The 25,741-nt window shown below is 39.4% G+C and carries 27 protein-coding genes; 6 read left to right on the forward strand and 21 right to left on the reverse strand.

Annotated elements, in window-relative coordinates; translation table 11 throughout:
* Nucleotides 1-127 precede the first annotated feature (127 nt).
* Together BV60_RS0100875 and BV60_RS0100880 are read left to right on the forward strand one after the other, a co-directional pair.
* Complete coding sequence (locus tag BV60_RS0100875; RefSeq protein WP_029318946.1) at nt 128-1,108, forward strand: nucleoside hydrolase; 981 nt, start codon at nt 128-130, stop codon at nt 1,106-1,108.
* A gap of 49 nt (nt 1,109-1,157) precedes the next feature.
* A complete protein-coding gene (locus BV60_RS0100880) occupies nt 1,158-1,748 on the forward strand; it encodes an ECF transporter S component (protein ID WP_051656411.1) in 591 nt (196 codons plus the stop codon).
* Between the two features lie 81 nt (nt 1,749-1,829).
* Here the strand turns inward: BV60_RS0100880 and BV60_RS0100885 are convergent, their stop codons facing one another.
* The 17 genes from BV60_RS0100885 to BV60_RS23390 form a co-directional block, all read right to left on the reverse strand.
* Nucleotides 1,830-2,474 carry an SDR family NAD(P)-dependent oxidoreductase gene (locus BV60_RS0100885; protein WP_029318948.1) on the reverse strand — a complete coding sequence of 215 codons (645 nt, stop codon included), beginning with the start codon at nt 2,472-2,474 and terminating at the stop codon, nt 1,830-1,832.
* Nucleotides 2,475-2,490: 16 nt separating this feature from the next.
* Nucleotides 2,491-3,390: a PrsW family glutamic-type intramembrane protease gene (locus BV60_RS21490; RefSeq protein ID WP_051656412.1), complete on the reverse strand. Its 900-nt coding sequence runs from the start codon at nt 3,388-3,390 to the stop codon at nt 2,491-2,493.
* 17 nt (nt 3,391-3,407) lie between these two features.
* Nucleotides 3,408-4,181, reverse strand: a complete 774-nt coding sequence (locus BV60_RS0100895; protein ID WP_035776859.1) for an inositol monophosphatase family protein — start codon at nt 4,179-4,181, stop codon at nt 3,408-3,410.
* Nucleotides 4,182-4,285: 104 nt separating this feature from the next.
* Nucleotides 4,286-4,501, reverse strand: coding sequence for a hypothetical protein (locus BV60_RS0100900; protein ID WP_029318951.1), 216 nt, complete (start codon nt 4,499-4,501; stop codon nt 4,286-4,288).
* On the reverse strand, nt 4,492-4,686 hold the full coding sequence (locus BV60_RS23965) for a beta-galactosidase trimerization domain-containing protein (RefSeq protein WP_156035914.1): 195 nt from the start codon (nt 4,684-4,686) through the stop codon (nt 4,492-4,494). The genes BV60_RS0100900 and BV60_RS23965 overlap by 10 nt, the downstream gene beginning before the upstream one ends.
* A gap of 21 nt (nt 4,687-4,707) precedes the next feature.
* On the reverse strand, nt 4,708-6,165 hold the full coding sequence (locus tag BV60_RS0100910; protein WP_197029470.1) for a hypothetical protein: 1,458 nt from the start codon (nt 6,163-6,165) through the stop codon (nt 4,708-4,710).
* Between the two features lie 58 nt (nt 6,166-6,223).
* The gene (locus BV60_RS0100915) at nt 6,224-7,144 is read right to left on the reverse strand and encodes an alpha/beta fold hydrolase (protein ID WP_197029471.1); all 921 of its coding nucleotides are present in this window, start codon (nt 7,142-7,144) and stop codon (nt 6,224-6,226) included.
* A gap of 31 nt (nt 7,145-7,175) precedes the next feature.
* A complete protein-coding gene (locus BV60_RS0100920; protein WP_029318954.1) occupies nt 7,176-7,907 on the reverse strand; it encodes a glycerophosphodiester phosphodiesterase in 732 nt (243 codons plus the stop codon).
* A 17-nt stretch (nt 7,908-7,924) separates the two neighbouring features.
* Entirely contained in the window at nt 7,925-9,406 is a 1,482-nt protein-coding gene (locus BV60_RS0100925; RefSeq protein ID WP_051656415.1) for an MFS transporter, read from the reverse strand.
* Nucleotides 9,407-9,804: 398 nt separating this feature from the next.
* Complete coding sequence (locus tag BV60_RS0100930) at nt 9,805-10,206, reverse strand: hypothetical protein (protein WP_029318956.1); 402 nt, start codon at nt 10,204-10,206, stop codon at nt 9,805-9,807.
* Nucleotides 10,207-10,344: 138 nt separating this feature from the next.
* The gene (locus BV60_RS0100935; protein ID WP_029318957.1) at nt 10,345-10,998 is read right to left on the reverse strand and encodes an HAD family hydrolase; all 654 of its coding nucleotides are present in this window, start codon (nt 10,996-10,998) and stop codon (nt 10,345-10,347) included.
* Between the two features lie 96 nt (nt 10,999-11,094).
* Nucleotides 11,095-11,313 carry a hypothetical protein gene (locus BV60_RS0100940; protein WP_029318958.1) on the reverse strand — a complete coding sequence of 73 codons (219 nt, stop codon included), beginning with the start codon at nt 11,311-11,313 and terminating at the stop codon, nt 11,095-11,097.
* 44 nt (nt 11,314-11,357) lie between these two features.
* The gene (locus BV60_RS0100945; RefSeq protein WP_029318959.1) at nt 11,358-11,918 is read right to left on the reverse strand and encodes an NAD(P)H-dependent oxidoreductase; all 561 of its coding nucleotides are present in this window, start codon (nt 11,916-11,918) and stop codon (nt 11,358-11,360) included.
* Nucleotides 11,919-11,947: 29 nt separating this feature from the next.
* On the reverse strand, nt 11,948-12,454 hold the full coding sequence (locus tag BV60_RS0100950; protein WP_051656416.1) for a GyrI-like domain-containing protein: 507 nt from the start codon (nt 12,452-12,454) through the stop codon (nt 11,948-11,950).
* Nucleotides 12,455-12,637: 183 nt separating this feature from the next.
* Nucleotides 12,638-12,841: a helix-turn-helix domain-containing protein gene (locus tag BV60_RS0100955; protein WP_197029477.1), complete on the reverse strand. Its 204-nt coding sequence runs from the start codon at nt 12,839-12,841 to the stop codon at nt 12,638-12,640.
* Nucleotides 12,834-13,154 carry a hypothetical protein gene (locus BV60_RS0100960; RefSeq protein ID WP_029318962.1) on the reverse strand — a complete coding sequence of 107 codons (321 nt, stop codon included), beginning with the start codon at nt 13,152-13,154 and terminating at the stop codon, nt 12,834-12,836. Before BV60_RS0100960 ends, BV60_RS0100955 begins: the two co-directional genes overlap by 8 nt.
* Nucleotides 13,151-13,312 (reverse strand): hypothetical protein, encoded by a 162-nt coding sequence (locus tag BV60_RS23390; RefSeq protein WP_197029478.1) that lies wholly within the window; start codon nt 13,310-13,312, stop codon nt 13,151-13,153. The genes BV60_RS0100960 and BV60_RS23390 overlap by 4 nt, the downstream gene beginning before the upstream one ends.
* Nucleotides 13,313-13,516: 204 nt before the next feature.
* On the opposite strand from BV60_RS23390, the gene BV60_RS0100965 reads away from it, so the two are divergent.
* A complete protein-coding gene (locus BV60_RS0100965) occupies nt 13,517-14,443 on the forward strand; it encodes an ORF6N domain-containing protein (protein ID WP_029318963.1) in 927 nt (308 codons plus the stop codon).
* Between the two features lie 75 nt (nt 14,444-14,518).
* On the opposite strand, the gene BV60_RS24430 is transcribed toward BV60_RS0100965, so the two are convergent.
* Complete coding sequence (locus BV60_RS24430) at nt 14,519-14,758, reverse strand: transposon-encoded TnpW family protein (RefSeq protein WP_081846549.1); 240 nt, start codon at nt 14,756-14,758, stop codon at nt 14,519-14,521.
* Between BV60_RS24430 and BV60_RS0100970 the strand changes: the two genes are divergently transcribed.
* The 3 genes from BV60_RS0100970 (at nt 14,656) to BV60_RS0100980 (ending at nt 16,890) form a co-directional block, all read left to right on the forward strand.
* Nucleotides 14,656-14,877: a peptidase G2 autoproteolytic cleavage domain-containing protein gene (locus tag BV60_RS0100970; protein ID WP_242840917.1), complete on the forward strand. Its 222-nt coding sequence runs from the start codon at nt 14,656-14,658 to the stop codon at nt 14,875-14,877. The genes BV60_RS24430 and BV60_RS0100970 overlap by 103 nt on opposite strands.
* Nucleotides 14,878-15,014: 137 nt before the next feature.
* Entirely contained in the window at nt 15,015-15,638 is a 624-nt protein-coding gene (locus BV60_RS21495) for a recombinase family protein (RefSeq protein ID WP_029318965.1), read from the forward strand.
* Nucleotides 15,639-15,747: 109 nt separating this feature from the next.
* Nucleotides 15,748-16,890, forward strand: a complete 1,143-nt coding sequence (locus BV60_RS0100980; RefSeq protein WP_035776862.1) for a cysteine desulfurase family protein — start codon at nt 15,748-15,750, stop codon at nt 16,888-16,890.
* Between the two features lie 270 nt (nt 16,891-17,160).
* Here BV60_RS0100980 and BV60_RS0100985 read toward each other — a convergent pair whose 3' ends face one another.
* From BV60_RS0100985 to BV60_RS0101000, 3 genes are all read right to left on the reverse strand, one after another.
* A complete protein-coding gene (locus BV60_RS0100985) occupies nt 17,161-18,555 on the reverse strand; it encodes a helix-turn-helix domain-containing protein (RefSeq protein ID WP_029318967.1) in 1,395 nt (464 codons plus the stop codon).
* 154 nt (nt 18,556-18,709) lie between these two features.
* On the reverse strand, nt 18,710-23,680 hold the full coding sequence (locus BV60_RS21500) for an Ig-like domain-containing protein (protein ID WP_051656417.1): 4,971 nt from the start codon (nt 23,678-23,680) through the stop codon (nt 18,710-18,712).
* Between the two features lie 724 nt (nt 23,681-24,404).
* Nucleotides 24,405-25,595, reverse strand: coding sequence for a tyrosine-type recombinase/integrase (locus tag BV60_RS0101000; RefSeq protein ID WP_029318968.1), 1,191 nt, complete (start codon nt 25,593-25,595; stop codon nt 24,405-24,407).
* Nucleotides 25,596-25,741: the final 146 nt, after the last annotated feature.

A 25,741-nucleotide genomic window follows, 5' to 3' on the forward strand; every position in this document is an offset into this window, starting at 1 on the left:
CTGTCGATAAACAAAACCGGGACTACATGGAATAATTCTGTATTTTATGTAGCTCTGCGTATTTGCAGGGCTTTTATTTTTTCGAAAATTTCTATGTAATTCCCATTTTCCGTCGGAGTTTTAATTTATGAATAAGGTAATAATTGATTGTGATCCGGGAATAGATGATTCCCTGGCAATTATGCTCTCTCTTAACAGTCCGGAGATTGAAGTTATCGGAATCACAATTGTTGCGGGTAATTCTCCCGTCGAATTGGGTTTTAAAAATGCAAAACGTATTCTTAATTTTCTTGGAAGGCTTGATATACCGGTATTTGCAGGTGCTGATAGACCACGAAAAAGAGACTATGTAAATGCTCTTGATACCCACGGCGCAGATGGTCTTGGGGAGAGTTTCTTACCTGAGATTGAAGGGCAGGAAATTCCCGAAAAAACTGCAGTTCAGTTCATGAAAGAGGCTCTTATGACAGAGGATATTTCTGTGATAGCACTCGGCCCTCTGACAAATCTGGCTGCCCTTATTGATGAAGCACCCGAAGCGTTCATGTCCATAAAAAGACTTGTATCGATGGGTGGAAACTTTAGAAGTCACGGCAACTGCTCTCCTGTTGCGGAGTACAATTACTGGGAGGACCCCGACAGTGCAAGGCTTGTTTTCCAAACTCTCTATGAAAATCATGGAAAGATTGAAATGGTCGGACTGGATGTGACAAGAGAGATTGTTCTTACCCCTGAAATTCTGGATGAGATCAAAAAGGTTAATCCTTCAACAGGAGATTTCATTGAGAAAATTACGAACTTTTATTTTAAGTTTCATTGGGAGTGGGAGCATATCCGCGGATGTGTAATAAATGATCCCCTTGCCGTTGCTCAGTTCCTTGATCCTGATATTCTCTCAGGATTCGAAGCTTTTACGGATGTAGAAACCGGTGGTATAAGTATGGGGCAGACGGTTGTGGATTCTATGGGCTTTTACCGAAAGGACAGCAATTCTGTTATATACACGAGTGTTGATAAGCCCAAATTCTGGGAAATGTTTTTGACAAGAGTACTGAATATTGAACCGGACGTTTACAAAAATAGTTTTGGTAATTTGATTCTGAGGTGACATTAGGAATCGCAAGAGACGAAATTAAAAAAGAGTTAGGAGAATTATTATGAAAATCAATGCTAAAAAAATAACTTTAGTCGCTTTTGCGGTGGCCATTAATATTGTTGGAAGTAAGATTTCTTTGCTTCTGAGTCTTCCGATCTTCCTTGACAGTATCGGAACAATGCTTGCAGGAATAGCACTTGGACCTGTTGCAGGTGGACTTACCGCTCTTGTAGGCGGCCTGATAAACGGTGTTCTTGGCGATGTATACGCAATTTATTTTTCACTTAGCGGTGTGCTTATGGGCGTGATCGCAGGTCTTCTTTTCTATAATAAGAAGCTTTCAATGCCCTCCATATTATGGAAATGTCTTATTGTAACACTTCCTGCTTCTGCTCTTTCAGCATGCATAGAGACTTTCCTGTTTGGAGGAATCACATCCGCAGCATTTACAACTTTTGTTGTTCAGGCACTTTCACAGACAGCACTTAAGCTTTTTGGAGGAGCTTTCGTAACTCAGGCTGTAACAGACTATATTGATAAGCTGATTGCTATCATTCTTGTAGCTGTTTGTATGAATCGTATGCCTTATGAGCTTACTCATTTTGAGGATGCTTCACCGAAAGTAAATTCAGATAAAATTGTTAATAACTGATAGTTTAGAATTTATAGAAGAAATAATTAAAGCCTTCGTACCGATTGATATCAATTGAAAAATCGGTATGAGGGCTTTTGTTTACCATATAAAGTTGCTTTTTAACTGTTCTCCGTTATCAATAAGAAGGTCTTGCCCCGTCATACTTCTGTTGACGTTTGTGAGGAAATATGAAAAATCAGCAATCTCCTCTGCCGCTGCCCATCTGTGAAGAAGTGTCTCATTAAGGCACTGCTCCATGAGCTCCGGGCTATCGATTATATGCGCATTGAGTGGTGTGTAAACACCGCCTGCTGAGATACTGTTTGAGGTTGCACCGTATTTTGCAAGGCGGAGCGCAGTATTTTTCATGTAGGTCACTACACCGCCTTTACTTGCTGCATACTCAGGGAACTCAGCCCCGTTGGAAGCACTTGAAGATGCCATGAACAGCACCGAGTGTATTTTGTCCTGAAATGCATACTTCTCAGTAACTGCTATAGTGGCATTTAAATTGGTTGCGATAACATTCGGGCCATCCTGAATTCCTGCGTTGTTAATAAGAACCTCTATTCCTTCTATTTCAGGGAGTTTTCCTGTAATATCCACAAGCATGTGCTTATATAACGGTGCATTAAAGTCGCTCTCCGATATGTCAAAGCCTATGACCTCATGTCCCATATCTACATATTTTTTTGCAAGTGCAAGACCGATTCCACGGCTTGTTCCGGTAATAAGTGTTTTCATTTTTGCTATTCTCAAATCAAACCTGTTTATCTTCGTGTGCAAATTTCTTGATGTTTTTATAAGCATTAACATTCAAGACACACATTATAACCACCATTGACAGCATGCATGTAAAAATGAGCATCTCATTTTCGCTTCCGCTGCATACCATGACAACGGAATCATAAATTCCGTGAATCAGAATGGCTGTGAGCAGACCTTTGCGTCTCATTTTTGCGGAACCGGTAACATCGCCCATGTTCTCAAGGCTCTTTGCCTGCCCATAATAATATCCCATATATATTCCAAATATACAGTGCCCCGGAAATGCTGCTCTCAGGTATGCAGTGCTGGCATCTGACCCGATCAGGTAAAGAAGATTCTCTACCACTTCAAATCCTATAGCGACTGTAGTTGAATAGACTACTCCGTCAAATCGGAAATTAAATGCCGGATGACGCCATGTAAGCTTTTTCAATACAGCGTACTTACAGATTTCTTCTGTGAAAGCTGCGACAAAAAATGCATCCAGAATACTGTGCAGTATTGTTCCTTCCGAGGACACAACATTTACTGCGATTTCAAATACCGATTCTATTATCATTGCCGCAATCGGTAAAAGCAGTGCTCCAAGCAAAAACAGCTTCACAAGCAGAGAGACCGGCTCGGGCTCTATCCTGTCAAGCCTGTAGATGAGAAATATCAGGACGATTCCCTGGATACAGGAAATTCCCATTGCAAAGACCATGCTTCCCGCACCCATGGTAAAGGAAGTAAGGAGAAGTCCCAATGTCAAAAGAACAATCATTACCATTGGAAGCTTTTTTACGTAAAATGTTTCCTTCTGTACAATTGATTCTCCGGGAACCATTGTTCCGCAATTACCGCAAAATTTCTGCCCCGGTTTTATTTCTTTACCGCAATTGGAACAAATCATGATCAATACCTCCTCTTTTATTTAAAGCATTCCGGTATTTCTTTTACACCACGAGACATGCACAAGGCGGATGAAGCACCTGTATATGAAAGCGGATTGCCATCAATATCAGTTACTTTGCATCCGGCTTCAGTGGCTATGAGTGCTGCAGCAGCATAGTCCCAGATCTGGAGCTTCATCTCAAAATACAGACCGCATCTGCCTATTGCGACACAACACAGATCCCACGCTGCCGTTCCGGATCTCCTCAGATCAACGCACAAAGGAAGGAGTTTTTTTGCAATATCAAAAGACCTGTCTCTGTATTCTGTGTAGTAAGGCGCAGTCCCAAAACAGGCAAGCTGATTAGACAGCGGAGCTTCTGATGACATTATCCTTTCACCGTTCATGTAAGCTCCCTGCCCTTCAACTGCAGAAAAAAGCATATCATCATAAGGGTTATAAACAACCCCCATATAGGGTTTACCCTCTTTAAGAAGTCCCACGGATATAACGGAGGGTCTGTATTCATAAATAAAATTTGATGTTCCGTCTATCGGATCTATGACAAAACAGTATCCGTTTGCCATTTTGGATGAAAATACATCCTGTCCGTCTTCTTCTCCAAGAAATTTTGCTTCAGGAAGAGCCTTACCAAGTCTTTCCATGAGGAATCTTTGAACCTTCTCGTCTGTTTCGGTTACAAAGTTGGCATGTCCCGATTTTTCCATTATCTTAGGACGCTTCGCACTAAGTAAAAGCTCTCCTGCTTCTTTGGTTATTGCAATTATTGAATCAATAGTTATAGTCACTGTTTTTACCTCTTATAATGAAATTCCCGTAAATTCATTATAGAGTCAAGTCTTTTTATATACAATCAACAGATTCAAAAAAATATCATTGTAAATAATATGTTTTATAACTCTTCAATTATTATTAAATTCCAGGCAGGAACTACGATTTTTTCACCCGTACCTACAGCTTTATTTGAAAAAAGCTCTGTGCCGGCATTTTTAATAACCGCAGTAATCTCTTCGTCAGAAAAATTCAAGTAATATGTAAGTTCCTTGCCACTTTGATTTATCCCCTTCCTTATAATAAGAGGGAAAATTGCGGTACAATCTAATTCCATGCCTGCCAGTGAAGCTGTGTTATATATAAGATCACATAAAAGGTCATGAGTATGTGTCCGCCTCCGTCCACATACTTCTCAATCTCGCTGATAGTATCATTACTTGCACTATACATCGCAGGGATAATAACAAGCTTATAATCAGTCAGCTTCTCAATTTGCTGTGGCCAGATGAAGGATTTTATGGACTACTAGTGCGAATGATGTTATTTTTCAAAATGAATGATTTCCTTTGCAAGCCCTTGTTCATCAAGATGATCGGGAGCAAACGGAATGGCACAAATATGCCAGCCTGTCATTCGGTAGCCGGTACGCCATCCAAGGTCATATTCACTGTCTGCTTCGGCATCGGCATAAATGATAAACGCAGTTTTATCTATAGATTCCATATCCTGTATGATCGAGCATTTTTCATAATCGCTACTGTCTATGAAATTCTTTACCAGCGGGCATTCTTCAAAAAGATCATTATAATATAGAAGGTCATTTCCGCTATCACCGGTTCCCATATATAACTTATACGGTACATGCTCGGAGCAATTAATTGTGTCATCCTTATCAAAGTAGAAAATTTGAACATCGGGATCCGGGCCTTCGCCTTCATATGTGCTTGGGACATCGTCACCATTAATAGCAATTTCAAGACTTCCTTTTTCTCCGGGTTTTGCTTTGACAACTTCCCATCTGCTAAGGAAATGTCCGGTTCCTTCATAATATCCCAGGCAAAGATATACATATCCGTTATGGTATTCAAACTGCTTGATTACGCCATAGCCATGGTCCGAATTACCGATCATTCCAAGCTCAGTAATTTCTCCGGATTCATCAACCGAACATAAGATGTATTCCTCATTTGCGTTGTGCAATACAGTGATCAGTGTTTCTCCGGCGAATCCTGCATAATCATAATAAATATTTTCGCCACCTATTCTTGCGCACTCTTTGCCGTTTTTATATAACACTGTAAGAATGACGCCTCCGCCACTATCGTCCACGGCGAGTATTTTGCCACTTTCAGAAACGCCTCGGGGTAATCCTGAACAGAAATAGGATTTCTCTTTCGTTACCGGATCATAGAGGTTTGTACAGCTGGCATCAAACATGTCAGGAACTGTTTCTCCGATATAAAAACCCTCAGGGCAGGCATACAACTCTCCTGTCCCCGCAACAGTACCGATTTCTTCATAATCACAGGTATTAACGTCATAAGATATAATAGGACAGTTCATTGTATAAAACTCAGTGTTAAGAAATTCTCCGAAGGTTGCTCCTTTCTCCATTGATTCAGGCACAATATTCCTGAAATACACCTTATCCCTGATTTTTACAAAGTAGCCTCCGTTGTTGTATACCTGCCCTTCTGCAAAAGCACCGGCAAAATCGAAAGCAGATGATGAAGGCGTGGTCTCTTCTGTCTCTTCAGCTGAACTGTCAGAAATATTTTCATTTGAACTGTCAGAGAGTTCCTCAGAAATATCTTCATTTGAACTATCGGAGATTCCCTCTGATACTTCCTCGTCTTTATTTTCTTCGGACGCGTCAGAATTTATGTTATCTTCTGCTTCTCCGATATCTGTGCTCTCTTTGACGGCTTCCTGTTCGGTTTTAGAGTCACTTTCAACTGACTGAGTTTGAACACAGCCTGCTAAAAGCAATACGTTCATAAGAAAGATAAAAATTGTCCCAAATGATTTTTTCATCATAATTCTTTATATGCTCCATTTATGAAGACGAATCGATAATCCCCAGTACCTGTCTGTAATATTCGTTACGTGTTTCTTCAGTCGCATTGAATATTTCATGTCTTGAACTTTCAAAAGTAATAATCTTCGCGTGGGGGACTTTCTTAGCAAATTTCCTATAGCCATCGGAATCAATCAGATGGTCCTGTCCCGCCGTGAATACAGTTATTGGCAGCGAGAGATTTGAAGTGTTTTTGAAAATCCTATTATAAACTTTATAGCTTGCCAGTGCCCAGCCAATGGATGCACCATAGGTATGGTAATGCTCGTCTTTTAAACGTTTTTCAAACATATAGTCATAACGGGCCCTGGATGCGGCACTGCTTGTCTCAAACACGGGGATTCCATCAAAGTGCTTTTGACCGGGGGCCATTGATTTGTACTTTCTAAATAAAAATGCATAGATACTTATCGCGATAATCGCAAATTTTGAAGGAACCGACTTCATCTTAAGCATAGGAGAGCTTAGGATAGCCCTGTCGAAATAACCCGGATATTTCTCAAGGAAAAGAGTACCTACGGCACCTCCCATAGAGTGGGCAATAAGAATTCTTTTCTTTTCAGAAGTAGCAGGCATTACCACCTTATCCATAAAAGTATGGAAATCCTCCACATATGTATTGTAATCATCTATATAGACTACATCCGGATCCTTTGCCTTACCTTCAGAGTAGCCGTGTCCGCGCTGCTCCATGAAGAAAAAGCCAAATCCTGCCTGATACAGATACCAGGTGTACTCATGATATTTTCCGAAGAATTCACAAAAGCCATGAACTAAAACAACAATCCTGGTTGCGTTTTCAGGTAAGGCAAAGTAGTAATTGAGAGTGGTATTGTCAAAAGACTTGAATTTGCCCTGTTTTACATGGGCTTTTCGAAAATCGTGGTTTTCAGTTTTCATTATTTGGATGAAATTGTCTTCACCTAAGAAATTAACCTTGTTCATAGATTTCCCTTGCCTTATCCGGATAGTTGGTGATTACAGCATTTACGCCCATATCCCGGCATTTGATCATATCTGCCGCTCTGTTTACTGTCCATACATTTACGTCAAGTTCAAACATATTGCAGTCATCCATAAAATCAGGGTACTGCAGGTTATAGAATGCGGGATGCAGTGCATCTGCTCCGTTTTCTGCAGCGTAACCGGGCATGTTGAGATGACCGTCTGCGTATAAGAAACCGACCTTTGCCTCCGGGCGTAAATCCTTAATCTTCATAATCGAGTAATGGTTGAAAGAAGAATAGATGACTCTGTCCGAAAAGCCTTTTTTCTCTGTAAGTTCAACAATCTTATTCTCAATATCAGGATAGAATATCTCTCCGGTCTTGAGTTCGATATTTATGGTTAGGCCTGTCGGATCAAGTAAATCAAATACTTCCTCCATGGTAGGGATTTTTACACCTTCGTAAGCCTGATTACCATTGCAAAAATCAAATTTAAGCAGCTCTTCATAGGTATAATCCTTGATGAAACCTGCACCGTTTCCGGTTCTGTTTATGGTCTCATCATGGCAGACCACAATCACATTATCTTTTGTAAGCTGAATGTCAAGCTCAACTCCATCAGCCTTCATATCTGCAGCCATTTTTAATGCAGGAAGTGTGTTTTCAGGCGCATAACCACTGGCTCCGCGGTGGGCCCAAATCAATGGATAGCTCATAATTTAACCTTCTTTCTTCAATATTTTTTATTTGAATTTCTAATATCCCAAAGTTTATCATAAGCAAAGCCTGTGACCTTTTTACAGATTTGCTTCTCTTCTTCTGTAGCTATGGATGAATCCTCACCTTTTCTTCGGGCTATTTCCTTCTGAATTACTGTAAATTCTTTACCGGTAATAGGGAAAATTATTGCTACAACAAATAAAAATGTTATCAATATTGCAGGACAGATAATGAAAATCAGGGATATACCATGCTGGGTTTCCAACGCCTGGCGCCCGCCACTATTGGCGATTACTTCATCGTAACCTGCTGCAGATAACAGAATTCCGATAACGGATGCAGATACACCTGCGGAGATTTTTCTTATAAAGGTGGCCATACCTGAGACAATCCCGGGTCTTCTGATAGAGGTAATGAGCTCGTCAACTTCAGCCATATCAGCCATTATTGCAAAGATACCGGTGAGAGTTGCAGCATTACCCAAGCCTATAAGCGCTGTCAAAATCAGTATAAAAACAATATTTGCCCCTTCGTAGGAAAAAGCCAGAAGTCCCAGAGTGCCAAGAAGTCTTATGGGTGCGCCGATAAGTATTATTGTTCTCTTGGATGTTTTACTCATCACAGGTCCAAAGATAAGCATACCGACAAGCTGCGATATCAGAAGAACCGCCATGAGATAGGTAAAGTAACCATTTCCATAGCCGTTTAGAACATCGTCCACATAATAAACAGCCATACCGGAAACAAAGTCCATTCCACACTGCCCAAAGAGATAAAGGCCAAGGAAAAGCCTGAAGGATCTACTCTTTAATACACTTACGGATTGAGGGAAGCTTTCTGCAAGAGTTGTGTTAATTGGTTCCTTTTTCTTTTCCCAGGTTCCAAAGAAAGTAATAAGCGATGTACACAGGAAAAGAATGCTGAAAATTAGCGCACATTTCATATATAATGCCTTGTTCAGCGTATCTGTTATTATGAAAGTGGGTATGAGGCCGCATACCATGGAACCAAGGGTTGACATGATCATGCGGCAGTTGGAGAATTTTGCACGCATTGCATAGTCATCCATCATGTCAGGAAGCAGCCCGTAATAAGGAACAAAAAGTATGGTAAAGCCCGTTGAAAACAGGCAATACATAAACAGATAAAAGATATAAAGAACCACAGGTGATGTGCTTGGAATGCTCACCCATAATAGAAGAAAAGTTATCGCCGAAGCAAATGCACCTATAAGAATATAAAACCTCTTAGGCCCGAATTTTGATGTGGTTCTGTCAGTAATATTGCCCATTATGGGATCGGTTACAGCATCCCACACCTTTCCCACAAGAGGAATCGTACCTGCAAGAGCAGCAGGCATGCCAAGAGCCTTGGTCATAAATACCGCAAAAAACGTGTTGATGATAACAAAAGCACCCCCATTGTAAAACTCTGCCATGCCGAACATCATTCTGTGGAGAACATTATAATTGGGTTTCCTTCCGTAAAATTCCATAAGTTTTCCCTAAACCTTTCCCTGTTTGCTATTGTTATCCTTCATTTATCATATCATTATTTTGGTGCAAAAATATGCGATTTATAGTATTTTTATAAATGCGAAGATAACACCCTAAAGGGCATAGAAAAAGCCGCCTTTAAACTACATTGCAGTCCAAGGCAGCTTCAACGTATCATGAATTCTTAATATCTATATACTCCGGAAACAAAATGATTTTTTCCGTCAACGTTTATTCCGCACATAGTCTTGAACAGCCATTCACAAACAGCTCCTTTTGAATAATGATTTAGTGAACCAAGGCCTGCGCCCTGAGTGTTAAATGGTCCTGACCAGTTTTCCCAGACAAATGCGGATTACCTGTACCTTTTCTGCCCTTTTGTCAGCACATTCACATTTTACAAAATAATCTTTTCAAGTACTCTTTGCAAAATCTGAGCCGCCGCAAACATAACTAAAATACCAATTACACTCATTCCCCAGAATTCGGCTACGCTATACTTAAAACTCTTCCAGCATTTTGCTATCCTGAGGAGTCCAATTATATAGAATGCCAGAAACGGTATCGTGATAAGCGCAAACACCTGATATGAAAACAGGAAAAATATAAACATTCCTGTCATGGTTCCTGCCCATAGCTTAAACAGAGAATCCTTTGGATGTTTATCTGTTACTTCAAGTGTTTTTTGCGATATCTCATCCACATCCATGTATATTTTTTTGAAATTGATGGTAAAGCGCCCTTCGTACTCCTTAAGAGCCTGCGCTTCATAGTCAAGATTTTCACCCCAATTACCCATATCAGTCCTCTCAAAATGTTAATGTTGTTACGGATTGTGCATCTCCTGTTTTCTATTTATGCCTATGTTCAATTATACATAGAAAAAGAGCAGTGTTCTTTTCACATAAGAATAATCACTGCTCAAATAGTGCTATATTTATTTATCGAAATACTTTACCACTTCATCAAGGCTGGTAAGAACCGCCTCTGTAAGCTTCTTCATCTCCTCGTTGGCAGGAAGAAGATCCGGTACCATGATAGGACGAAGTCCTCCGGCATTTGCTGCTCTTATTCCATTGTAGGAGTCCTCGATAGCATAAGCATTTTCAGGCTTTATGCCAATCTTCTCGCAGGCAAGGAGAAAAATCTCCGGATGTGGCTTACTGTGAGTGACCATGTCTCCGGTAATTATTTCATCAAAATAATCGATAAGACCTGCATCCTTAAGCTCATTAACTACGGTCTGCTTTCTGGTTGATGACGCAAGAGCAATTTTCTTACCCTGATATTTAAGATAGTCAAGAATTACATGCACTCCGCTCTTTATTGGAAGCTTACCACCATCATATTTTTCGTGAAACATTACGGATGCTTCCTTGGCAAAGGCATCATAATGAAAATCCTCGCCATAAGCTTCCATCATTATTTCCCGTGTTCTCTGATTAGTTGTCCCGGTGCAGGCAAGAAAGTTCTTTTCAAGATTCTCAATGTAATACTTCTTTGCAAGTTCCAGCCAGCAATACATGGTTGCCCTCTCGGAATCGAAAATAACTCCGTCCATATCAAAAACTACCGCATCAAATTTTTTCATGTTTCCTCCTTATCGCTCCATATATGAGCCTTGAGTACCGCTCAGGATTATAAATCAGCAACCACTTTTTTATGGCTAGTATTATAATGGTCGGTATCATTTTCTGATCACTTGCACTATATGATCTGAGTACCCCATCAGATCTGCTCGTTCTGCTGTTGCAATAAGATAATTAATCCACTCCGAATAAGATTCCTCAGACATAGAATTAACATATTTGCTTATTATCTGTGATATTCCATCCTGCGCAAATCTGCATACTTTACTGGCGCCATTTTCTTTGCATACTGCTTCTATCAATTCATCAATAAACATATATCCTCCCGTTATTTACAAGATAGATATTTATCACAAAAAACTTAAGATATTCCACTGATGGTACTAATCGCCTCATTCAAAATAGCTTCTTCATCTGCTCCAATGATGTCAAGTCCGGTTGCTTTGATCAGTTCTACAGTTTTTATTCCGTAGAAATTCTGAGCAAGGGTTTCTATATAGCCAAATCCATAGTCCGTCGGAACATAGTTTCCCCCTGCTGTCATGACATAATAAAGCTTGTTTGCCATGCAAAGGCCCTTTGGAAATCCCTCCGGTGTATACTCAAAAGTAATTCCGAGGACGTTTATAGCTTCAATATACTGTTTTAGCATAGCCGGAAAAGACAAATCCCAGTAGGGAGCCGCTATCACGATGGTATCTGCCTCTGCAAATTGCCTGGCCAAAGCAAACATGTCATCATCAAAAGCACCTTGAGAAATAAGGTTATCTCTCTTCTGCAAATAAGTTTCATCCGTCACACTAAAGGAAATCTCTTTAAGAGCGACACGAAAAACCTCTTCATTAAGCTTTTTCAAGAGAGCTTGTGCAAGCCTCTTTGTCCTTGAATTTTCTCTAACACAAGCATCAATAAATAAAATCATATTATTTAGTATTCTCCCTCACACCCTGATCACTTCTTTACTACAGGAATCCAAATTGCGCTGTGATAATCCGGAGAACTTGGATCTCCGTCTCCGTACCACTCAATGTTCGCACGACCCGGAAATTCAAAATCAGGATTTCCCGGCATCCACTCCTTAAAAATCTTCGTGTTCACATCCTGAAGTGCTTTAGGACACGGTCCATAACAGTCGAAGATAGCCCAGTCAAAATCCGGAAATTCATAAACAATCATACCTTCAGGGACTTCGCCGCCCTTGTAAACGCCTGCAACGATATAGGTGAACTTACCCTCGCCAACATCATCAACACAAACGCCGTATTCACCGATGTTGTTATCTACAATTGCTTTCTCATAAGGGGTTGTAGGCGCGATTCCCTTCCAGACATTGCTCGCATATTTTTCACTAATCTCATCCCAAAACTTTGGAATTTCTATATAAGCAGTTTCTCCATCAAATACCCTTGCAAAACCAATTACCTTAAATCCTACCATAGTTTTAATTTTGTAATCCATCTTGTCCGTACCCTGTCATTACCGAAAATCCCTTCTGAAAAAAGAACGATGACATAAACACCTCATTGGCAACATCCTACGCACGGAAATTGGCACGAGGTATAAACTTCAGTATTTATAAGGGGCGTGAGAATTATTGTAAGATTTTACAATGATTTTTACAATAATTGCATCCAATCTTGTTTACACATTTATTTGCGAACCTTTATGCTTATCCAGGTATGTAAATAAATCCTTTTCTTCTATCAGGTATACACCACCTAATTTAATAGAAGGAAATCCTGCAAGATGAAACAACTTTCTAGTTTTATTATACCCCAGATGCAATACTTCTGATACATCTTTAATTGTTAAAAATTTCTTTTCTTCCATATTAATGTCACTCATCTTCATCTTCATCGATATCTTCATCATCAATATCTTCATCGTCATCATCTTCGTCTTCTGTATGGACTTCTCCGGTCTCCATATCAGCAACACCGATTCTTCCATTCTTAATTGTCTCTGCCATAGCAAGTGCATTACCTAAGATATCCATAAGTTCATCCTTTTCAAGCTTGACCCACTCTTCAGGACTTTTAAGACACTCAGCTACATAATTAGCTCCAAGCTTTAGCCCTGTGACAACACCTCTTGTATATGATGCGGTAAGCTGCTTTCTGTATTCTTTCATAATTGCGTCGTGCTGTTCGTTATTCATTCTTCATTACACTCCTCTTTTGAATTATTATTAAGCTCTTCAGCTTTATCTTTTAATCTAGTTGACAGTTGCATCAGATCCACATAATGTACGGACCATTTATACATGCCATTAGTTACGAGAACGAATGTGTCATACTTAGCTACGACAGTTGCCAATGTTGATTTGGTAGTAACACCTGTTGCTACTTGTCAATAGTATCCTGTACTTTTTCTTGTGGGAATTCTGAAAAACCGCTCAAAATCTAGGCTGGTGCAACATGCCTTTTTATGAAAAAAATGTAGAGAATTTCTTTGATATATGGTATTCTATCCACAGGCTGTTTGATGTCGCAGCCATATAACATTTCGAGGATAACAACAGTGGCAAAAGAAAAAGATACAGAAAAAAATGAAATCACTCCAGTATCCGAAACCGTGATACGGAGCCTAATTTACACAGTCCGTGGGCAACAGGTTATGTTGGACAGTGACTTGGCTATGCTATATCAAGTCGAGACCAGAAGGCTTAACGAAAGTGTGAAGCGTAATATCGGTCGTTTCCCAGAGTCTTTTTGCTTTCAAATGACCAAAGAAGAATATAATTCTTTGAAGTCGCAAATTGCGACATCAAACAATGAAGGTCGTGGTGGACGCAGAAAGCTCCCTTACTGCTTTACAGAGCCAGGTATAGCCATGCTATCCGCTGTTCTCCACAGTGATACTGCTGTAAATGTCAGCGTCCGTATAATGAATACTTTCGTTGAAATGCGTAGATTTATATCTAACAACGCTTTGCTATTTGAAAAAATCAGCAATGTCGAATTGAAGCAGTTGGAGTTCCAAAAGGAGACCGATGCAAAATTCGATAAAGTATTCGATTACATTTCAGATCATGCTGAGTCAGAACAAAAAATATTCTACGATGGTCAGATTTACGACGCTTTCAGCCTTATAGCTTCTCTTATCCAAAAAGCAAAGAAAAGCCTGTCACTGATTGATGGATACGTTGATATTAAGACGCTGAATCTTCTTGCCAAGAAAAAGAAGGGTGTAGCCGTAACAATATACACTCACCCAAAAACGACTTTGAGCCAGACTGATATCAGTAATTTTAACCGCCAATACCCCAGTCTTACAGTCAAAGGAACAACCATATTCCATGACCGTTTTTTGGTAATCGATGATACTGATGTGTATCATATTGGTGCCTCTATCAAGGACGCTGGCACTAAATGCTTCGGAATAACATTGATCCAGGATAAACAAATGGCTAGCGACCTAATCAAGAGACTAAAAACAATAAAATAATTTTTGATGTCGCATTTTGCGATATCAAACAAATACAGTATTCAAAAGAGCCGGAACAAAAATCGGCTCTTTTTGTTATGCGCAATCTGCCTTCAGCACCCTTTTCAGCTTCTGTGAAAAGGTCTGTCCCTGCTCCTTGAAATGAAGATTGGCACTATAGGTTGTCTTGCCTATAGTGCGTGATATCGTGCTTGTGGGCAAAGATGAAGCGCATGTATGATCCCACTCGTGAATACATCCCCCGCTCTTCTCGTCCTGAATGGTCTGCAGTAGGTCTACTCGGTAAACTTGTCTGCATAGACGATGGTACAGCACAGGTAAATTCCTATGTTAAAGTTAACGACAATTCCATTGCCACAGCTTCAACAGAACGTACAAAATATCGTGTAATGGAACGTCTTGACGAGTCACACATCAAAATCATGATCCTGTAATTTTCATTGAATCACATTACTTAAACATGTTATATTATTAATCGAGGATTACCTCATAGTCCTCATAAGTTTTTTGTTTCTTGGAGCACGAGTGGCCACTCGTGCTCCTATAACATGTAACAAAAGGAATCTCAAACATGGAAAAAATCTTTGGCTATATCCGTTATTATAAAAACGATACAGAAAAAGACTTACAACAGTTAGATTCACAGCTCCGTTCCCTTGGAGTAACTAACGATAAGCTTATTTTCCATGAATTTGATAAGGGTACCAACAAGTACAATACAATGTACAAAGAAATCCTACATCGGTCCACACCCGGTGACACAATCATCACCACAGACTACACACGTATCTCCTATTCTCCCGTTAGCTTATATAACCTTTTCAACACAATCAAAGAATATAAACTCCGTTTAATCATAGGAAATATCACTTTTGACTGTCGTGATGACACACTCTCCGACCATACAAAAGGTATGCTTGATATGTTATCCATCATAAATGATATGGTATCTGATGCTTCTGAGAAACGGTCAAGTATAGCTGAAAGTAAAGGGAATAAACTCGGAAGAAATGCTCTGCAATATGATGATTTACCTGAGGATTTCAGGAAGCTTTACCCAGCTATAAAGAATAAAGATGTCAGTACTACTGATGTCGCAAAGAAGTTAAACGTATCAAGGAGAACTGTTTATCACTACATTTACATAGCTAAGGATTACGAGAAAGAAAATCATATAGACCTTTGTATTTCATAGAAATATCACAGATCAAAACAGCAGTATGAATGGACCAATCAATCATTCATACTGCTGTTTTAGTTTGCGATTAACACAAGCATTCACGTGACAGGAGGAAACAGAATTCATGAATAAAACCGATAAACAATTCATCTACCTAGATAACTCAGCCACTACCCCACTCTATCCTGAAGTATTAGATGCAATGCTACCCTACCTTACAGCATCCTACGGTAATCCATCATCCCTTTACCCATTAGGTCGTAAAGCACACGCAGCAATAGAACATACCCGTTCCATAATAGCATCACTTATAAACGCTTCCCCTGAAGAAATCTATTTCACATCAGGTGCCACAGAGTCAAACAACTGGGTATTCTATATGAATGCAGATAAAAAATGTCTCTGTACGGCGATAGAACACGCTTCAGTGATAAATCAGCCGAATATATTCACTTTTAACGTCACACAGGAAGGATTTGTTGATACTTCTATGCTGGATTACACGCTTATGGATAATCCGTTTGAGCTTGTATCAACTATGCTTGCGAACAATGAAATAGGATCAATACAAGACATACAGACCATAGGTGAAATATGTCATAAGCATAACGTCAAATATCATGTGGATGCTACTCAGGGGTTATGCTATCTTCCCATAGATGTAAAGAAGTCACATATAGATTATCTTTCCGCTTCTGCGCATAAGATTCATGGACCAAAAGGTGTTGGATTCCTATACATAAATAAAGATGAAAACAAGGACATATCTTCTGACATCACACCTCTCATGTACGGTGGAGGACAAGAGCAAGGTCTCAGACCAGGCACAGAAAATGTCGCTGGAATTGTAGGCTTTGGTAAAGCTATTGAAGTAATGATGCAAAGACGTGAAGATGATTTGCAAAAGCTGACTAAACTTAGAAACTATATGCATTACCAGATTATGAATACCATAGATGATGTAGAGATAAATGGCACATATGATTTTGACAGAAGGCTTCCCGGAAATCTTAATTACTGTTTTGCTGATATAAAATCTGATGAACTTGTTGAAATGCTTTCAGAGAAAGGAATCTACTGTTCAACCGGTTCAGCATGCCATAATGGAAGTGGTAAACCGAGTCATGTTCTTAAGGCTATCGGTTTAACTGACAAACAAGCCATGAGCAGTGTAAGGTTTAGCTTAGGTCCTGATCTGGATAAAACAGATATAGATGTGGTTGTACAGACAGTGATCAACTGTGTATATACACTCAGAAAGTACTAATTTTCAATGTAACTTATAAGCCCTATAGGATTAGTAATTAAAATCCTATAGGGCTATTTTTTTCGACACATGATTCATGCTATAATATCCACAGGTTGAATTAGCACCCTTCCGCAAGGAGAAAGGTTTATGGAAATCAGCCAGTGTCTGTTATGCTCTTGTTGACAGAAGAAACTGACGTACATAGCCACTGTTTTACAGTCTAAAGGATTGACAACTAAATATAAAAAAGTCAAAAAGTCAGTGCCCAGGCATTGATTTTTTTGTTGCCTATTTCATCTCAAAAAGTTCCTTTGCATAAAAATCCCTATAATCCTCTATCTTCGAATCAATATGCAGTTTACATTTTTTTAAACCATCATATCCCCTCTGCTGAAGCTTCATATCCATAAGACTAACGATCATAGCTGGGGCATTTTCCATTATAGCTTTACCAGCTTTCTTTTTGCTCTTAGCTGTTCCCCTTTTCGTCAGTTCTTCACCTTCAGAAAACGTCTGTCTTGCAGCAGCTCTTGAAAATGAATAATCATTGATATTGATATCATGTCCCATTTCCAAAATCTCATTTGCGATCATGTTTGCTCGTATCTTACGTTTCTCACCTTGGATACGTCTGATATCCGCCAGTCGAGCTTTAGCTTTCATGTAGTTATTAGAATAATTCCACTTTAGGGAAATACGATGTTTATTTTCATAAACACCCTTTTTAATGGTCCCGTCTTCATTAAAATTTTCCGCATTGCTGATACGTTTGGATCTGTCCATGAACTGCTGCAGTTCACCAATATCCTTTTCCCTGTCATCATGCAGTCGGATATTTATTTTTTCGATATTCTCCCCATCAAAAACAGTAATGGATGTAGTATCTATGTATACCCCAAGCTTTTTATCTCCTATTGGATGCAGAGTTTTCCCATCATTATCCTTCTTTATATATGGAGCACCATCGACAACAAGCTGAACGGCATAGCGGCTTCTGCCCTTTATGTTCTTTCTAATAAGACGGACAACCTTTATGTCATGCTCTATCATCTTCATAAGATATATATCTTTACGGTCTAATATAAGAGGCATCATCAGATTCTTCCCAGCTTTAGACCTATATGAACACCAATACTCCTCATCAGGACTCATGTTTTTAACGGATTTGCCCTTCTTATTTGCAATGACCATACCGCTTAGATTGTTGGTTATCAGGGTATGCAATTCTCCGGGCTTTTTGAAATAAACCTTTTTAGCATTTCCGTAGATTTTCTTCTGAAAAGCAGCCCACATAGGAATTCCAATAGAACGTATTACTACATTTGATGGGATAACATCTGCAAAATGCTTGGCATGTATAGAAGCTATGCTACGAAAATGGAAATCTGTAAAACCATTATCCATCATGAGTTGTTTTTCCTGTTGCACAGCCTGCTTGTATTCAAGAGAATTCTTGAGTTCTTTCTTCTTTTCTTTGTCAGTTTCTCTGTAAGCTTGATAAATGGTGTCGATACACTTCTTATATTCAACAGAATTAAGCATCTTCTCATATGTCTTGATACGTTCAGAAAGCATAGCATTATAAATACTGCGACATATCTCCATACGTTTCTCAAGTAAATCTTCCTGCCACTTTTCAGTTTTAAGGGGAATTGTAATTGTTGTGACTTTAGAGTTTGGCATTGTGAGTCCTCCCATAAGAATATTTATAGTTTAGCACGGCTGGAAGAATGACGCAAAAAGGAGAGCCGGTACCATAAGATACCGACTCTCCGAACAAATATTAGATAATGCTTATACTAAATTTTTTTCGATAGTCCGTTTAAGACCTTAAATATTACTTTTTCTTACTTGTCTTCTTGTTGAACTTCTTAACAAGTTTAACTCTACCCTTCTTGTAAGCCTTTGACTTCTTGAGGTTCTTGATGTTGGTCTTCTTGTTCTTACCGGTAATCTTGATCTGTGTTCCCTTCTTAGCCTTCAGGAGTGACTTGAATGCGCTCTTTGAAAGCTTAGCATCCTTAACAGAGATGTACTTAACCTTACTGTTTGCGAATGCCTTAGGATCGATGCTTGTGATGTTTCCGGTAATGTTGATCTGAGTAACATCAGAATCTGCAAACGCATTAGCTGCGATAGAAGTTACCTTGTACTCGTTACCAGCAGAATCCTTAACGGTTGCAGGAATTGCGCATGTTCCAGACATGTCGGCTGTTCCCTTGAAGGATACTTCGAACTTCTCAGGATTTGTTACTACATAACCGGTTTCTTTACCTGTTGTAGCATCCTTAAGTTCTGTGCCAGCTGCGGGAGCCTTACCTGTTGTAGAACCATCAGACTTCTTGTCAGCGTCAGCCTTAGCTGCCTTAGCTGCTGCGGTTGCATCTGTAGCTGCCTTGAGGTCTTCATCAGTTGCGCCAGCTGCCTTTGCTGCTGCGATTGCATCGTCAGCTGCCTTGATGTTAGCTTCTGTAGGAGCTGCCTTTGCTGCCTCAGCTGCCTTGTTAGCTGCTGTGATTGCATCTGCCTTTGCTGCATCCTTATCATCAGCTGCCTTCTTAGCTGTCTCTGCGCTTGCTACCTTAGTAGAAGCATCTGCAAGATCTTCATCAGAAGCTCCTGCTGTCTTAGCATCTTCGATTGCCTTCTTAGCTGCTGCAATATTATCTGCTGTAGGCTCTGATTCTGCCTTCTTAGCTGCATCGTTAGCTGCTGTGATTGCATCTGCCTTAGCCTTTGCCTTATCAGCTGCGTCCTTAGCTGCCTTAGCTGCCTTAGCTGCAGTTGCTGCTGCTTCATTAGTTGCTTTTGCTTCAGTTACGAGTGCTTCAGCATCAGTTGTATCAAGACCAAGATCCTTTGCTGACTTAATAGCATCATCAGCTGCCTTAGCTGCTGCATCTGCCTTTGCGATTGCTTCATCAGCTGCCTTGATGTTCTCAGCTGTAGGAGCTTTTTCTGCTGCATCAGCTGCCTTCTTAGCTGCTTCTGCTGCTGCTTTTGCTGCATCTGCTGCATCATTTGCTGCGTTGATAGCATCTGCCTGCTCCTCGGTTTCAGAAACACTTACTTTGCATGTTGCGCTGTAGTTTCCAGATGTTGCAGTAATTATTACATCTGCGGTTGTAGCTGCAACGGGCTCTATAGTAGCCGTTCCATCACCATTATCAGTGAGTTTAACATATTTTCCATTTGTATCACTTGAAGTCCAGATAAGCTCATCTGCTGTGTATGAAGGTGTTCTTGTTGCAGTGATTGTTGCACTGTCACCACCTACTGCAAGAGCAATTGCTGACTCATCAATGTCAATTGATGTTGTCGGAGCAGTAGCAATAACATTTACATTAACAATCTTAGAAAGTGTCTTATAAGTAGCTGTTACAGCAACTGCAGCTGTTGTAACCTTAAGACCACTTATCTTGTTACCATCAATCTTTACAAATTCTTCATCTGCAGAATTGATTTTCAAAGTAATATCATCAGTTACATCTTCGATACCATTCATGGCTGTTAATTCAAGAGCACCATTTACAGCTACATTCTGTGCTGTTGTGTATGTTCCACCATTTGCAGGTTCTGCTCCTGCTCCGGCGAGTTTTGATCCTTCACTGTAAAGGACAAGATTTGCTGCGTTTACAGTAAGAGTAATTGTTGCATCCTTAATGTCCTTATCTGTTGCATCAAACTTGATTGTAGCAGTACCAACAGCCTTAGCAGTTACAAGACCGGATGTATTTACTGTTGCAACGGATGAGTTACTTGAAGTCCACTCACCTTCAACATCCTTACCACCTGCAAGTGCATAGTATGCTCTAACATTTCCTACAGAAAGAGCATCTTTCTTGACATCTGATACTCTAGATCCGGTAGAATCATCATAGAAAAGTTCTGTTTCTTTCGTAGACTTAACTGTTACAATGTAAGCAGTTGAATTCTTCCATGTCTTTCCATCGATTGTACCAGTTACTGTAATGTTAGATGTACCCGGAGCAATGCCCTTAAGTGTTCCAGTTGCAGAATCAATTGTTACTCTTGAAGGTGTATTACTTGTAAATGTGAATTCTCCCTCAAGCTGTTCGCCATCAACAAATACACCAAGGGTTCTTTCTTCACCTTCATAGATAGTAAGTTTGTTTGCAGATGTGTTATCGTAATCATCAACTGCTGCAATTGTAGGAGTAGCTTTAGCAGGTTCTGAAACAGAAACCACGATTGTTTTTGAAAGTTTTCCGTACTTCGCAGTTACATTAGCGGTACCTTTACCAACCGCTGTAATAACACCACCATCGAATGTCGCAACATTCTCATCGTCAGATGTAAATGTTGTTTCTTCGTTTGAGGTCATATCTACAGTATCAACTTTAACAGCAATGTTTACATAGTCACCAACTGTGAGTGTTGCGGTTGTTACAGGTGATTTACTATCAAGTGCACCAGCAACGCCCTTACCACTTGCTGTCTTACCATTTTTGGACTCCAACGTCATGGATGCAGCTGCAACATTAACTGTAATCTGTGCGCTCTTAACAGCTGTTCCTTCACTTGGTGTATACTTAGCTTCTACTTTATATGTTCCGCTTGCAGTAGCCTTGAAAGCACCGCCTACAGCAGTTGCTGTATCTGCTACAGTTGTGCCGTCTGCTTTATATACAGTCCATTCTACATCACTGTCACCTGATATATCCTTTGTTCCGGCGCCAAGTCTTGTTGCTTTGAGCTGTTTAGCGATATTGAGATAAGCAGTTCCTGTAGCTGCACCATCAATTGAAGCAGTTACAGTATCATTTACAGCATTAACAAATCTGAATGTATTTGTCTTTGCAGCAGGCTCAGCTCCATTAATACTTTCTGGCTGATATGAAACAGTTACATCAATATTGCCTGTATATGTTCTCTTTACATGAACCAAACCATCAGAAGTAATTTCAGCTGCTGACGAAGGCTTTACTGACCATGTGATCTTGCTAGCATCAGCTTCTGTAAGTTTTGTTGAATTAGCAGGATCGGTAATATATGCATGCAATTGCACATCAGAACCTAAGTATATGGGGCCTGCTGTAGGACCTGTTGTAGGAGATGAAACGCTTACAGCTGTCTTAGCAGAATTAAGACCTGTGCTGATAACAAGGCCTGCACCTTCTTCAGCACCAACCGTAAACTCATATGCTTCATATATAAGATCCTTATTTGGTATGGAATCTGTATATACAGCCGTTGCTGTTCCAAGTTGATAGTTAGCTGCAACAAGGTAGTATTTACCTTTTGTTGTAACCGCGGCGTCATTAAACTGTACCTGAGCAGATCCACTAAGATTACCTGAAGCCATACTGAATGGTTTTGTACCTGCAGCAACAGTTGCAAAGTTAGTATTATCAAGTAAATTAGTTAACGGTGATGAATCAAATTCTTTACCATTACCTACAGTCTTTTCAGCCGCATCTTCAATTGCATAAACAAGTTTGTTATAATCTGCTTCTGAGAATATTGCCCAATAAAAATCTTTATTTCCTGAATTATATGTTGGATCAGCAATATTCAAATCTGTAGTTGCCTTAACAGTAATTGAACCCTGTCCAGCTGCAATGTTATTTGATGTATCATTACTGCTCATGGTCATGGACTTTGCATTATCCATGTAAACAGTGATTGCTTTGGAGGTATTACCAGATGCAGTCTTAATAAGCTTCGAGTCTGTTATATTATTTGTAGAAAGTTTTACGCCCCAAGCCTGGAGATAATAAGTTCCACTTTCATCAACATCTTTACAGGTGCTTAAATTTACATTAACTGTTCCTGTTGTTCCTGTAGTTACACCACTATCGAATTTATTTGTGTCATCTGTCCAATCTGTATCACCACTTACAAGTGTAGTAAGCTCTTCTTTACTGACAGATATAAGCACTTTATCATAAATACTATTTTTTGTAAGACTAGTACCAACAGAGTATGCAGTATTGGATTTTAGTGCCTCATCTGCTGTGACTGTCAAATCAGTTGTTAAAGTATTTGATGATATGTTTGCATCACTTGTTGTTATAGTTGCCATGGCAACATCTTCCCAAACAGGAGTTGCTGCAAATTTATTTCTTGTAACCTGTGCTGTTACTGTTACAACGTCAGTAGTTGAAGGAAGATTCCATACGGATGAAAACATTGATGACTCATCTGCTGTACTTCCCGTAACACTATCAGTACCACTAGCAGCGGTCAATTTACCACTATTTGCTCCAGTAGCTACAACTCTCCATGCTTCGCAATTAAGAATGTCTCTTTCAGGTGTAACTGTTAACGTCAATGCTGTGCCTACAGGCGCTGTATAAGAACCTGCGGAACCTTGAACATCATCGCCTGCTACTGCAATTGTTGTTGCATCCTGAACTGATTCGCCAACACTGAAAACATACGAATGGCCAGAAATATCAGCATAGTTAGAACTGTCCCCCTGAGCCTTAATAGTCGTATCCCCAGCTGCTAAGGTTGCAACTGTACTAAGAGCATCCTTTGAAGCGTCGGTTTTCCACTCAGATGGATCAAAACTCGCTCCATTGTCGCCATCTAACTTCCTATGTGTTGATGTTGTGTTCTCAGCAACATCAGCTGAAGAAGTATAAGCCAAATTTATAGTACCAGCCTGATTGACTTTCCATGTTTTTGTATTAACTTCTGTTGGTGTGGCAGTACCAGCCGTAGCCACTAAATCGCCTGCATTCGCTGCAAACGCAGTCATAGGCATAGCCACCGCACTCAAGTTACTTACAGCCAACGCACCGGCCAGTGCATATGACCATAACTTTTTGTTTTTCTTCATATAGTGTTTTCCCCTTTCATAAAAAATATTTTTTATGTCAGACGTTAATGTCTGGGAAAACCAATTTCTTATTAACCCAAAATTGGCTTAACCAGACACTAAAGTCTATGAAAACTTTCTTTTGGGTCATAAACGAAATATCATACACGACATATCATCTATTGTATGAGATGTCGAAAAACAAAAAGTATAAGCAATTATCTTTATTCATTTGTCAAAGTGCGCATCCTTACTCTGGGATTTTAAAAGAGAGTATAAAGAACAAAGTTAAAAGAATGTAGAAATTCTCAAAACTGATTTGGATCTATGGATCCGTTCACCCAGCATTGGTCAAAATGCTTTAATGGTGCAACTCTTTGTTCTTTTTTAACTAACTTTGATGGTTGTTAGACCATCACCCCTTCATAAGAACTGTGTTAGTGAAAATCACCAATCACATTAATGATTATAACACCTATGTAAGTGTTATGGGCTGATTAAATTATTAAAAAACTATAAACATATTATCGTCATTTAGTTTAGCAATAATCTTTCAGCATCATACTAAGTTATTCGGCGGGTGCATTTTCAAAATGGGGGTTGTTATAAAAAAATATTTAAAAAATGTTTTTAATATAAAAATACGTGATTATAACTATAAAAAAGCAAGACCAAATAAAATGGTCTCGCCTTTCTTTATGGGTGCTTATTGTTGATTAAATATATTATATCACTCTTCTACCCTTTAGTTATCAGAATCGTCAGGTTCATCAAAAGCATTCAACACAGCATTTATCTTATCTTCTTTCAGTATTCCAATATAGATATTATAAGTAGTCGTTACGTCCTTATGGCCTAATAGCTCACTCACTATCTTAATATCCACTCCTCTGGACAACAAATAACTACCATACCCATGCCGTAAACAATGAGGTGTATAATACTGTGTGCATCCAGCCCTTTTTTCCATCCTGATTAGTGTCTTGTTAATGGTTACTCTGTCATACACTCCCCCACTGGGTGCTGGGAATATCAGATCATCAGGTTCATGAGGATATTTCATATAAAGTTCTTTCAATATTTTCTGTGCTCTCTTAGGTAAAGGTATATTCCGCTTACCGGACTCAGATTTAGGATCCTTGATATCTTTTACAAACTGGATCTTATTATTGTCATTAATAATAATATCACCCTTCTCATCTCTCTTTAATGCTTTACTCTGAGCTCTGTCAATCTTTATTGAAGTAAAGTCTTCAGATACCTGTCCCCATTTACTTGCAATTACTTCTGATACTCTGCAACCTGAATACATAATAAATATGATAATATTGCCACTCATCGGATATTCTTTATCAGTATACTCTTTATACAGACGTTCCATATCCTGAGGTGTAATGAAGGGTACTTCTTTCTGCTTAACCTTTACATCTTTTTCCTTAGGTATTTTAATATCCTCGATAGCTAATCTGGGCATAAGTTCTCTCTTCATAGCCTCTTTCAATACTTGTTTCAGGACCGTCCATGATTTGTCTACTGTCGCTTTGGAATAAACTTTTGCCAGAGCAAACAGATAATCCTCAAACATCTTAGGAGTCAGTGAAGTAAGCTGCACATTTGCTATATCGTAATCTTTGAAGTCATACATTCTGTTCTCGATACAATTATGATATGAGCCATATGTTGTACCTACTAATTCATTTGTACGTCCAGAGAGCCATATCCGTGCGAACTCCCCAAAAGTTAACAACGGATTATCTGTTAATATATTTTCAGGTTTCTCTGCTAATTCTTGTTTATATTCTTTTATCTTCTCATCTCGTATCGCTGCTGTCTTGCCATAAACAAAATGACCATCAGGGAATCTGTAGTATTGATATGTAGTACCATTTATCTTTCTTTTTCCATAACTCCCCTCGCCGTTTTTTCTCTTGCTCATAAATTACCTCGTGCACAATCTTTTTACAATAATTTTACAATAATAGGATAGCATAACTTAGAATATTTTGGAACAAAATAGCACATTCATGTACGGTTAAACAAAAGTGCCGCAAACGCTTAAACCCAGCATTTACGGCACTTTTC

Source organism: Butyrivibrio sp. AE3004, from assembly GCF_000703165.1.
GTDB lineage: Bacteria > Bacillota > Clostridia > Lachnospirales > Lachnospiraceae > Butyrivibrio.

What these genes read in the sequence shown, in the direction of transcription:
- BV60_RS0100880 (WP_051656411.1), top strand. Translation starts at nt 1,158, where the DNA reads ATGAAAATCAATGCTAAAAAAATAACTTTAGTCGCTTTTGCGGTGGCC.
- BV60_RS0100930 (WP_029318956.1), bottom strand. Translation starts at nt 10,206, where the DNA reads ATGGGTAATTGGGGTGAAAATCTTGACTATGAAGCGCAGGCTCTTAAG.
- BV60_RS21490 (WP_051656412.1), bottom strand. Translation starts at nt 3,390, where the DNA reads ATGATTTGTTCCAATTGCGGTAAAGAAATAAAACCGGGGCAGAAATTT.
- BV60_RS21495 (WP_029318965.1), top strand. Translation starts at nt 15,015, where the DNA reads ATGGAAAAAATCTTTGGCTATATCCGTTATTATAAAAACGATACAGAA.
- BV60_RS0100970 (WP_242840917.1), top strand. Translation starts at nt 14,656, where the DNA reads ATGTATGATCCCACTCGTGAATACATCCCCCGCTCTTCTCGTCCTGAA.
- BV60_RS21500 (WP_051656417.1), bottom strand. Translation starts at nt 23,680, where the DNA reads ATGAAGAAAAACAAAAAGTTATGGTCATATGCACTGGCCGGTGCGTTG.
- BV60_RS0100920 (WP_029318954.1), bottom strand. Translation starts at nt 7,907, where the DNA reads ATGAGCTATCCATTGATTTGGGCCCACCGCGGAGCCAGTGGTTATGCG.
- BV60_RS0100940 (WP_029318958.1), bottom strand. Translation starts at nt 11,313, where the DNA reads ATGTTTATTGATGAATTGATAGAAGCAGTATGCAAAGAAAATGGCGCC.
- BV60_RS0100935 (WP_029318957.1), bottom strand. Translation starts at nt 10,998, where the DNA reads ATGAAAAAATTTGATGCGGTAGTTTTTGATATGGACGGAGTTATTTTC.
- BV60_RS0100875 (WP_029318946.1), top strand. Translation starts at nt 128, where the DNA reads ATGAATAAGGTAATAATTGATTGTGATCCGGGAATAGATGATTCCCTG.
- BV60_RS0100910 (WP_197029470.1), bottom strand. Translation starts at nt 6,165, where the DNA reads ATGAACGTATTGCTTTTAGCAGGCTGTGTTCAAACTCAGTCAGTTGAA.
- BV60_RS0100985 (WP_029318967.1), bottom strand. Translation starts at nt 18,555, where the DNA reads ATGCCAAACTCTAAAGTCACAACAATTACAATTCCCCTTAAAACTGAA.
- BV60_RS0100915 (WP_197029471.1), bottom strand. Translation starts at nt 7,144, where the DNA reads ATGAAAACTGAAAACCACGATTTTCGAAAAGCCCATGTAAAACAGGGC.
- BV60_RS0100950 (WP_051656416.1), bottom strand. Translation starts at nt 12,454, where the DNA reads ATGGATTACAAAATTAAAACTATGGTAGGATTTAAGGTAATTGGTTTT.
- BV60_RS0100955 (WP_197029477.1), bottom strand. Translation starts at nt 12,841, where the DNA reads ATGAGTGACATTAATATGGAAGAAAAGAAATTTTTAACAATTAAAGAT.
- BV60_RS0100925 (WP_051656415.1), bottom strand. Translation starts at nt 9,406, where the DNA reads ATGGAATTTTACGGAAGGAAACCCAATTATAATGTTCTCCACAGAATG.
- BV60_RS0100945 (WP_029318959.1), bottom strand. Translation starts at nt 11,918, where the DNA reads ATGATTTTATTTATTGATGCTTGTGTTAGAGAAAATTCAAGGACAAAG.
- BV60_RS0101000 (WP_029318968.1), bottom strand. Translation starts at nt 25,595, where the DNA reads ATGAGCAAGAGAAAAAACGGCGAGGGGAGTTATGGAAAAAGAAAGATA.
- BV60_RS0100960 (WP_029318962.1), bottom strand. Translation starts at nt 13,154, where the DNA reads ATGAATAACGAACAGCACGACGCAATTATGAAAGAATACAGAAAGCAG.
- BV60_RS0100980 (WP_035776862.1), top strand. Translation starts at nt 15,748, where the DNA reads ATGAATAAAACCGATAAACAATTCATCTACCTAGATAACTCAGCCACT.
- BV60_RS0100900 (WP_029318951.1), bottom strand. Translation starts at nt 4,501, where the DNA reads ATGGAATTAGATTGTACCGCAATTTTCCCTCTTATTATAAGGAAGGGG.
- BV60_RS0100885 (WP_029318948.1), bottom strand. Translation starts at nt 2,474, where the DNA reads ATGAAAACACTTATTACCGGAACAAGCCGTGGAATCGGTCTTGCACTT.